The sequence below is a fragment of the Sphingomonas sp. FW306-1B-B10E genome (assembly GCF_058782005.1).
Genome location: NZ_JBYSXG010000055.1, coordinates 21,814 through 30,328, shown reverse-complemented (window position 1 = coordinate 30,328; position 8,515 = coordinate 21,814). Strand labels below are relative to the sequence as shown.

At 66.5% G+C, this 8,515-nt stretch carries 7 protein-coding genes; 4 read left to right on the top strand and 3 right to left on the bottom strand.

All coding sequences use genetic code 11. From position 1 onward, the window contains the following. Nucleotides 1–157 precede the first annotated feature (157 nt). The gene (locus AC3WJI_RS17810) at nt 158–775 is read left to right on the top strand and encodes a 50S ribosomal protein L25/general stress protein Ctc (RefSeq protein WP_492758631.1); all 618 of its coding nucleotides are present in this window, start codon (nt 158–160) and stop codon (nt 773–775) included. 80 nt (nt 776–855) lie between these two features. After that, nucleotides 856–1,425, top strand: coding sequence for an aminoacyl-tRNA hydrolase (pth, locus tag AC3WJI_RS17805; RefSeq protein ID WP_492758630.1), 570 nt, complete (start codon nt 856–858; stop codon nt 1,423–1,425). Between the two features lie 144 nt (nt 1,426–1,569). Here pth and AC3WJI_RS17800 read toward each other — a convergent pair whose 3' ends face one another. Both AC3WJI_RS17800 and AC3WJI_RS17795 read right to left on the bottom strand, forming a co-directional pair. After that, entirely contained in the window at nt 1,570–2,553 is a 984-nt protein-coding gene (locus tag AC3WJI_RS17800) for a transferrin-binding protein-like solute binding protein (RefSeq protein WP_492758629.1), read from the bottom strand. A gap of 88 nt (nt 2,554–2,641) precedes the next feature. Further along, nucleotides 2,642–3,529: an oxygenase MpaB family protein gene (locus AC3WJI_RS17795; protein WP_492758628.1), complete on the bottom strand. Its 888-nt coding sequence runs from the start codon at nt 3,527–3,529 to the stop codon at nt 2,642–2,644. A 116-nt stretch (nt 3,530–3,645) separates the two neighbouring features. Here AC3WJI_RS17795 and ychF point away from each other — a divergent pair, with 116 nt between their 5' ends. Continuing rightward, nucleotides 3,646–4,746 (top strand): redox-regulated ATPase YchF, encoded by a 1,101-nt coding sequence (ychF, locus tag AC3WJI_RS17790; RefSeq protein WP_492758627.1) that lies wholly within the window; start codon nt 3,646–3,648, stop codon nt 4,744–4,746. 366 nt (nt 4,747–5,112) lie between these two features. Then, nucleotides 5,113–7,176 carry an ATP-binding protein gene (locus AC3WJI_RS17785; protein WP_492758626.1) on the top strand — a complete coding sequence of 688 codons (2,064 nt, stop codon included), beginning with the start codon at nt 5,113–5,115 and terminating at the stop codon, nt 7,174–7,176. Between the two features lie 157 nt (nt 7,177–7,333). Here AC3WJI_RS17785 and AC3WJI_RS17780 read toward each other — a convergent pair whose 3' ends face one another. Next, a complete protein-coding gene (locus AC3WJI_RS17780; protein WP_492758625.1) occupies nt 7,334–8,500 on the bottom strand; it encodes a dipeptidase in 1,167 nt (388 codons plus the stop codon). Between the last annotated feature and the right edge of the window lie 15 nt (nt 8,501–8,515).

The following is an 8,515-nucleotide window of genomic DNA, read 5'->3' as shown; positions in this document are numbered from 1 at the left end:
GAATTGGGGTGAGTAAAACTCCTCCCCGTGCCGGGGAGGATTGAGTAGGTTGCGCTTTCCGCCCCTTTCCTATAGAGGCGCGCGCTTGTCTGGGCAGGGTCATCCCTGGAGGCCTGCCCGGCATGACCGAAACACTTTAGCGCATTGGAAACGACACATGAGCGAATCGCTTACGCTGTCGGCCGAGACGCGGGCCCGGGTTGGCAAGGGAGCCTCCCGGGCGCTTCGTCGTGAAGGCCGCGTCCCCGCCGTGATCTACGGCAACAAGGCAGACCCCGTTGGCATCAGCGTCAACGAGCGCGAGCTGATGAAGCTGCTCAACACCGGGCACTTCATGAACTCGGTCGTCATGATCAATGGCGAGCGTACCCTGCCCAAGGACGTCGCTTTCGACGTCGTCACCGACCGCCCGGTCCATGTCGACTTCCTGCGCATCTCCGAGCATGCCACCGTCACCGTCGCGGTGCCGATCGTGTTCACCGACGAGGAAGAAGCCCCCGGCATCAAGCGCGGCGGCGTGCTCAACGTCGTCCGTCACGAGCTCGAGCTCGTCGTGGATGCTGCCGAGATCCCCGACCAGATCGAGATCTCGCTCAAGGGCGTCGAAGTCGGCGATTCGATCCACATCTCCGCGGTGACGCTGCCCAAGGGCGCGACCTCGGCGATCACCGATCGCGACTTCACCATCGCGACCGTGGTGGCCCCGTCGGCGCTCAAGTCGAGCGAAGGCGATACCGAGACCGAAGCCGGCGAAGGCGAGGCAGAGGGCGAGTAATCGTTCCTGCGAACTTCACGGTTCAAATAATCGCCTCCGCATCCTAGGTGCGGGGGCGATTTTGTTTCTGGGATTTGGTGATGCAGCTCTGGGTGGGTCTCGGCAATCCGGGGCCGCAATATGCGATGCACCGGCACAATGTCGGCTTCATGGCGATCGACGCGATCGCCGAAGTGCACGGCTTCTCCGCGCCGAAGAAGCAGTTCCAGGGCTGGACGCAGGAGGGCCGGATCGGCTCCGAAAAGGTGATCCTGCTCAAGCCCGGCACCTTCATGAACGAGAGCGGCCGCGCGGTGCGCGCGGCGATGGACTTCTACAAGCTCACGCCCGCCGACGTCACGATCTTCCACGACGAGCTCGATTTGCTGCCGTTCAAGGTCAAGGTAAAGACCGGTGGGGGCACCGCCGGGCATAACGGCCTGCGCTCGACCGACGCGCATCTCGGCCCCGACTTTCGGCGCGTGCGACTGGGTATCGGCCATCCCGGACACAAGGACCGCGTCACCGGCTATGTCCTCGGCAACTACGCCAAGGCCGAGATCGACCCGCTCACCGACATGCTCGGCGCGATCGCCGCGGAGGCGCCCTGGCTGGCCGAGGGTAACGACGCCCGCTTCATGAGCGACGTGGCGACGCGGCTGCAGGATTAACCTCTACGCCAGCGCTCCTGCGAGAGCACGAGCCCGGGGCTCAGGGCAGTACCCCGTCATCCTGGGCTCCTGCTTTCGCAGGAGCACGGATACAGAAAGGGCCCCGGTTTCCCGGAGCCCCTCTCCTTCCGCCAATCGGCGGCGTTACTTCTTGCCGACGACTACGCCGACGAGGCGCTGATTGCCTCCGCCGACCGTGCCGTTGGCTGCGAAGGCGATGCCGATCTCCTTGCCCTGCGAGCCGAAGAAGGCGCCGACCAGCGTGCCTCCCAGCGTGGTGCCGCCGCCGAAGCTGGCGTTGAACCGGCTTTCCTTGGCCGGGATCGCGCCCTGGGCAGTGAAGGTGCCGTACGCAGTGGTGGCGCCGCCGCCCTCGGGCGTGCGATTGAGCGTGAAGGTGAGGTCGACGACGCTGGTCGAGAAGTTCACCGAAACGGTGACGGTGCCGCCGATGCGCGAGACGGTGGTCACCCCGCCGGTCACATCGACAAGCTTTCCTGCGACCGTCGACGTATAGGCCTGCGTGCCCGTGGTCGGCATGTCCGTGGTCACGGTCTGATAGCCGAATATCGACGTGGTGATCCGCTTGGTGCCCGTGGTCGAATCGCCACGCCACCAATTGACGTAGCTGACATTGGTCAGCGCCAGATTGGCGTTGCTGGTCACCTGGCTCGGGATGGTGTTGTTGAGGAACTCGAGCTGCGAGAACTTGCCGGCGGTCGCAGTGTCGTTCGTGCGGAAGATGAACTCGTTTACCGCCGGTGTCGGCGCCGTGGTGAGGTTCGCATTGACGAAGCGCGATTCCTCGCCCGACTCGTTGATCACATAGGTCGCGCTCGCGATCACGTTGCTGGTGGCAAGCCGGACGCGGCTCTGCGTGGCATCGGTGGCCGCCGCCCCCAGCGTCACGGCGCCCGCCGGATCGCCGGTATAGCTGATCGAGCCGTTGAGCGTGCCGAACTCGGCAGCCGCGGCGAGCGGGAATGCCGTGTAGGTCGGCGACGCAGTCGGCGTCGGGGTCGGCGTGGCGGTGGGCGACGGCGTCGGAGTGGGATCGTCGCTGCCGCTGCAGCTCGCGAGCGCCAGTGTCGCCCCGGCGGCGCTCATGATCATGTGACGGCGAATCATTCCCTGCTCCTCGAATACTCAATGCCTGACAAGGCCCGGCGCCCCTGTACCCTAGATGAACGGGGGGGCGTCAAGCAGCGTTGCATTGCTAGGACGTAGCCAGCCTGGCCGGTCCGTATCGCGGGGACATGGCCAGCCGCGCCATCGCCTGCCGCGCCGGGCTCGACGGCAATTCGAAGCGCGCCGCCCCCTTGGCGAGCAGCCCCAGCAGCGCGCGTTCGCGCCGGCCGAAGCGCGCGTGCGCCAGGCCCAGCTGACTGCGCATCGCTGGCGGCAGCAAGTCGATTGCGGCGCGGACACCGAGTTTCTGCATCGGGCGGAGCGCCCGCGGCAGGATATCGGCGGTGCGCAGGATGGCGATCAGCTCGTCGATCGCCGCCGAGTGCTCAAGCTGCGGAAGCATCCGCGCCATCAGCGCCGTCATCTCGGCTTCGCTGACCGGCGGTGCCTCGACGCCGTATAGTGCGGCTCCCGGTTTCGCCTCGGCATAGAAACGGTCGCGCTCGGCCTGGTCGAGCGGCTCCGCATAGCGATGATAGGCTTGGAGGAAGGCCCAGCTCGCGGTCGCCTGCACCCAGAGCAGCAGGTCGGGATCGTCGGCGACATAGGCACGGCCGTCGTCGGTAGTGCCGCGAACCTTCGCGTGCATGCGGTTGACGCGTGCGGCGAGCGCCTCGAACTGGCTGCGCGCGCCATAGACCGTGATCATCGCAGCGAGCGCAGTGCGGCGCATCCGCGTCGCGGGGTCGCGCTTGAAGCTGCTATGATCCCAAACGCCGTGCCGCACGCGCGGCTCGCCGAGCTCGAGCAGAACCGCGGCGATCCCACCGACATACATCGTCACCGGATTGCGGAACACGCGCCACGACACCGAATCGGGCGGGAGCATCGCTGGCTCGCCGGCAGGCTCGCGGAAATTGGCGCCTTCGAGGCCCATCAGGCGCGCGGCGGCGGAGTCGATACGCTTCACTACCATGCAGCCTCAACGCCCCGGCCCCTCGGCTTGCTCCACACTGGAAAGTCCGGCGCTTTGCGCCTATCGAGCCCGCAGCCTGGCCCGATGGGCCCTTCAGATACAGGATCGAGCTTCCCATGGGTTTCCGCTGCGGCATTGTCGGCCTTCCGAACGTCGGCAAGTCCACGCTTTTCAATGCGCTGACCGAGACCGCCGCGGCGCAGGCGGCGAACTATCCGTTCTGCACGATCGAGCCCAATGTCGGCAATGTCGCGGTGCCCGATCCGCGGCTGACCAAGCTCGCCGAGATCGCCGGCTCGGCCAAGATCATCGAGACCCAGCTCGGATTCGTCGACATCGCCGGCCTCGTCCGCGGCGCGAGCAAGGGCGAAGGCCTGGGCAACCAGTTCCTCGGCAACATCCGCGAAGTCGACGCGATCGTCCACGTGCTGCGCTGCTTCGAGAATGACGACATCCAGCATGTCGACAACAAGGTCGATCCGATCGCCGATGCCGAAACGGTCGAGACCGAGCTGATGCTCGCCGACCTCGAGAGCCTCGAGAAGCGCGTCCCCAACTTCATCAAGAAGGGCCAGCAGGGCGACAAGGACGCCAAGGTCGCGGCCTCCGTGCTCGGCCAGGCGCTCGACCTGCTGCGCGAAGGCAAGCCCGCCCGGCTGACTCAGCCCAAGGATGCCGAGGAAGCCAAGGTCTTCGCTCAGGCGCAGCTGCTCACCGGCAAGCCGGTGCTCTATGTCTGCAACGTCAATGAGGAAGACGCGGCGAACGGCAACGACCTCTCGGCCAAGGTGTTCGCCAAGGCCAAGGCGGAGGGCGCCGAGGCGGTGGTCGTCTCCGCGGCGATCGAGGCCGACATCGCGACGATGCCGGTCGAGGAGCGCGCCGAATTCCTGTCAGAGCTCGGGCTCGAGGAGACCGGCCTCGCCCGCGTGATCCGCGCGGGGTACAAGTTGCTCCACTTGTTGACCTTCTTCACCGTCGGGCCCAAGGAAGCGCGTGCCTGGACGGTCGAGGTCGGCGCCAAGGCACCGCAGGCGGCCGGCGCGATCCACACCGATTTCGAGCGCGGTTTCATCCGCGCCGAGACGATCGGCTATGACGACTATGTTCAGTTCAAGGGCGAGACCGGCGCGCGCGACAACGGAAAATTGCGTTCCGAAGGTAAGGAATATGTCGTCCAGGACGGCGACGTGATGCTGTTCCGCTTCAACGTCTGACAGGCCGCCGCCGAACGAAGATCATTTGCGCGTCAACCTCCGGCATCCTTGAGATGGCGGAGTCGGATTCGTTTGCCCACCGCATTCTCAGCACCTTGCGGGTATTTGTTAGCAAGTAACTCGGTCCGCTTCGGGACTATAGGCGCGAAAGACAACTATCGCGAAAGCTGATCGCGCGGCTGCGCGCCGCGCCATTTGATTGTCCGATGATTGGCCGAGGCGCGGCTCTGCCATTGGTTTTCCCCGGACAAGTACTTAGTTAACAATTGTTGAGGATGGTACTTTAGCCAGCCTGTCACCGTCGCTGCCCGGGCCGATCATCGCGTGAAGCTTACGACTCCTTCCACTCCTGCGTTTCGCTACCCTTTGCGGGGATCGACGCAGGCCAGCCCGAAATGGCTGCCGTTCGTGCTGTCGGCGGCGGCCTTGTCGATTTGCGCGGCGATCTGGCTGGCGGCGATCCAGATCACGCATGTCCAGCGCAGCAACTTGCTGAACAGCACGATCCGCGAGAATCGCAACCGCGCGATCGCCTATGACCATTTCATCGCCGGGATCCTCGATCGCGCCGACAGCGCTGCGATCCAGATGGCGCGGCAGCATCGCGACATGGGACCGGCTCCCGCGGGCGCCCGCCCGCAATTGCTGATCGATTCGGCGGCGATCGACCCGTTGTTCGCCCAGATCGAAGTGTTCGATGCTGAGGGCCGGCTACGCTGGGCGAGCCGCCCCGACGACGCCAGCGCGAGCGACAGCAGCGAGGCGTTCCGCCTGCTCCGCGCGGGCCGGGCATCGTTGCCGCTGCTCACCCCGTCGCTGCGCGCCGGCGGCCGGCCGAGCATCCTCTTCGCGCGGCCGATCCGCCGGCCAGACGGCAGCTTCGGCGGGATGGCGGTGCTGCACATCCCCGTAGACCGGCTGACGCGCTTCTACGAAGGCGCCGATTTCCGTCCGCACGACCTGATCTCGACGGTGCGCCTCGACGGACTCACCCTCGCCCGGCGCGAGGGTCCAGTGGTCAGCTTCGGGCAGAATCTGGGCGGCAAGCTGGCGATGCGACACCAGAATGCCGAACCCTGGGGCACCTATGTCGGGCCAAGCTCGGTCGACGGCGTGGTCCGGATCTTCAGCCAGCGGCGGTTGCCGCGCTATGGCCTGTTCGTCAGCATCGGCCTGGGCGTGGACGAGGTGCTGGCGCCGTCTTATGCGCGCGCGCGCATCTTCTACCTCACCGTCGCCGCGCTGACCCTGGCGCTGCTCGGCGGCGCACTCGCCTTCTGGCTCGGGCTGCGCCGCCGCGAGGCGATCATCCGGCGCCTCGCCAAGACCAACGAGAGGCTCTGCGAGGCGCAGGCGATCGGCAAGATGGGCGATTGGGAGCTCGACCTGAAGACTCAGTTGCTCGCCTGCTCGGATGAGATTTGCCGCATGCACGGCCGCCCGCCGGAGGAGGACGTCATGACGTCCGACGAAGCACTCGGCTTCCACGACGCCGCAGGCCGCGCCGACATCGAGGAGACGCTGCGCACCGCGATCGTCTCCAAGCAGCCCGCGCAGTGCGAGGTGGTCAGCACGATGGGCGACGGCCGCGTCGCGCATTTGCGGATCCGGATGTCGCCGGTCGTCGATTCCGACGGCCGCGTGCGCTCGGTGCTGGGGACCGAGCAGGACATCACTACCGAGCGCTGGCACGAGCAGCTTCGCGCCGAAGTCGCACACATCACGCGGGTCGAGGCGGTCAACGTGATGGCCGCGACGATCGCGCACGAACTGTCGCAGCCGCTCACTGCGGCGGGCAATTATCTCAGCGCCGCGACCTATCTCGCCGAGCAGGGCAAGCATTCGCTGGTCGACCAGGATCGGTTGGCGGTGCTGCTCGGCCAGGCGAGCCGCCAGATCGGACTCAGCGGCAAGATCATCGCGCGCGCGCGCGACATGGTCTCGGACCGGCGCACCGGCGAAGTGGCGTCGCTCGACGATATCGTCGAAGAAGCGATCGCGATCAGCAAGGTCGCCGATCCGGCCGTCGCGCGCACTGCGATCAGCGCACGGCTGGAGCCCGACACCGGGCATGTCGCCGCCGACAAGGTGCAGATCCAGCAGGTCCTGCTCAACCTGATCCGCAACGCCGCCCAGGCGGTCGCGCATGTCGACAAGCCTCAAGTGATCGTCAGCAGCAGCCGCGCGGCGGAGGGCATGGTGATGGTCAGCGTCGCCGACAACGGCAAGGGGTTGCCCGACCATGTCGACATCTTCGCGCCGTTCGGGGCGGCCGACCGTAACGGGCTCGGCATCGGACTGTCGATCTGCCGGACGATCGTCGATTCCTACGGCGGGCGGATCTGGAGCGGCACCAGCCCGCTGGGCGGCGCCGCGATCTGCTTCACTCTGCCGCTCGACGAGATCGCGTTGCTCTACGACGTCGCCTAGCCGACTCCCCTCCCTGAAAGGGAGCGGCTGGGGTGGTGCGCGCGTCAGCGCGCCCATCGAGCCGCCTCGATATAAGAAAAGGCCGGGCATCGAGCCCGACCTTTTCTAACCCACCCCTGACCCCTCCCTTCCAGGGAGGGGAAGCAATCAGCTTCGTTCAGCGTCCGGCACTCCGCTGCGCCGCCTCGACCACGCGCAGCACGTTGCCGCCCCACATCTTGGCGAGGTCCGCGTCCGAATAACCCGCCGCGCGCAGCCGTTCGGTGACCTTGGGCAGCGCCGAGATATCCTCGATCCCCGGCAGCCCGCCACCGCCGTCCCAATCGGCGCCGAAGCAGACATGGTCGACCCCCGCCACTTCGATCACGTGGAGCACCATCGCCATGTAGCGTTCGAAATCGGCGGCCCACATCGGCTCGGTCTGGTCGAGCGCGCGCCAGCGACGCGCCAGATCGGCCTGCGCCTCGGGCGAGAGATCGGCGATATGCTCGTACTGGCTGAACATCTTGGCGCGCTCGGGGCCGAGGTTCATCTTCGACAGGAAGATCGTGCTGACGCAGATTGCCCCGCCCTTTGCGGCGAGCTTGCGGATGCGGCCATCGTCGAGATTGCGGGGATGGTCGAACGCCCAGCGCCCGCTCGAATGCGAGAGCAGGATCGGCGCGCGCGACAGTTCGAGCAACTGGTCGAACGTCGCGTCCGACGAATGGCTCGCGTCGATGACCATCCCCAGCCGATTCATCTCCTTTACCCATAAGCGCCCGAGGGGGGAGAGACCGTTCCATTTGGGCGTGTCTCCGGAGGAATCGGCGAACTGATTGTTGGCGCCGTGGACCGGCCCGGCCAGCCGCACGCCGCGATCGTGAAATTCCTTGAGCAGCGACAGGTCCTCGCCGAGCGGATAGCTGTTCTCCATGCTCTTGAAGGCGATCAGCTTGTGCGCCTCGTTGAGCCGCCGCGCATCGGCGGAAGTCAGCGCGCGGCCGATCCGGTCGGGGAATTTGGCGAGCGTCGCATCGATCAGGTCCGAGCGGCCGCGCGCATAGGCCAGCGCGTCCGCATAGCCCTTGGCGGTCAGCGGCCCCTGCTCGGTGTAGATCGCGAAGAACCCGCCATCGAGCGCACCGGCGGACATCCGCTCCATGTCGACCTGGACGAGATCGGTGGCGGGATCGTGATGCCCGGCGAAGCTCCAGCCCGGGCGGGCGAAGTGGATCGGGGTGTCGAGATGCGTGTCGAGGACTAGGAAGTCCGCGTGCGATTTGCGCGGCGGCTCGGCCTGCGTGATCGCGCAGCCGGTGAGAAGGAACAGTGCAGCAAGCAATCCTCCCCCTCCGGG

Excerpts from the sequence above, each read along its gene's own strand:
- AC3WJI_RS17810 (WP_492758631.1), top strand. The coding sequence starts at position 158 with ATGAGCGAATCGCTTACGCTGTCGGCCGAGACGCGGGCCCGGGTTGGC.
- pth (WP_492758630.1), top strand. The coding sequence starts at position 856 with ATGCAGCTCTGGGTGGGTCTCGGCAATCCGGGGCCGCAATATGCGATG.
- AC3WJI_RS17800 (WP_492758629.1), bottom strand. The coding sequence starts at position 2,553 with ATGATTCGCCGTCACATGATCATGAGCGCCGCCGGGGCGACACTGGCG.
- AC3WJI_RS17795 (WP_492758628.1), bottom strand. The coding sequence starts at position 3,529 with ATGGTAGTGAAGCGTATCGACTCCGCCGCCGCGCGCCTGATGGGCCTC.
- ychF (WP_492758627.1), top strand. The coding sequence starts at position 3,646 with ATGGGTTTCCGCTGCGGCATTGTCGGCCTTCCGAACGTCGGCAAGTCC.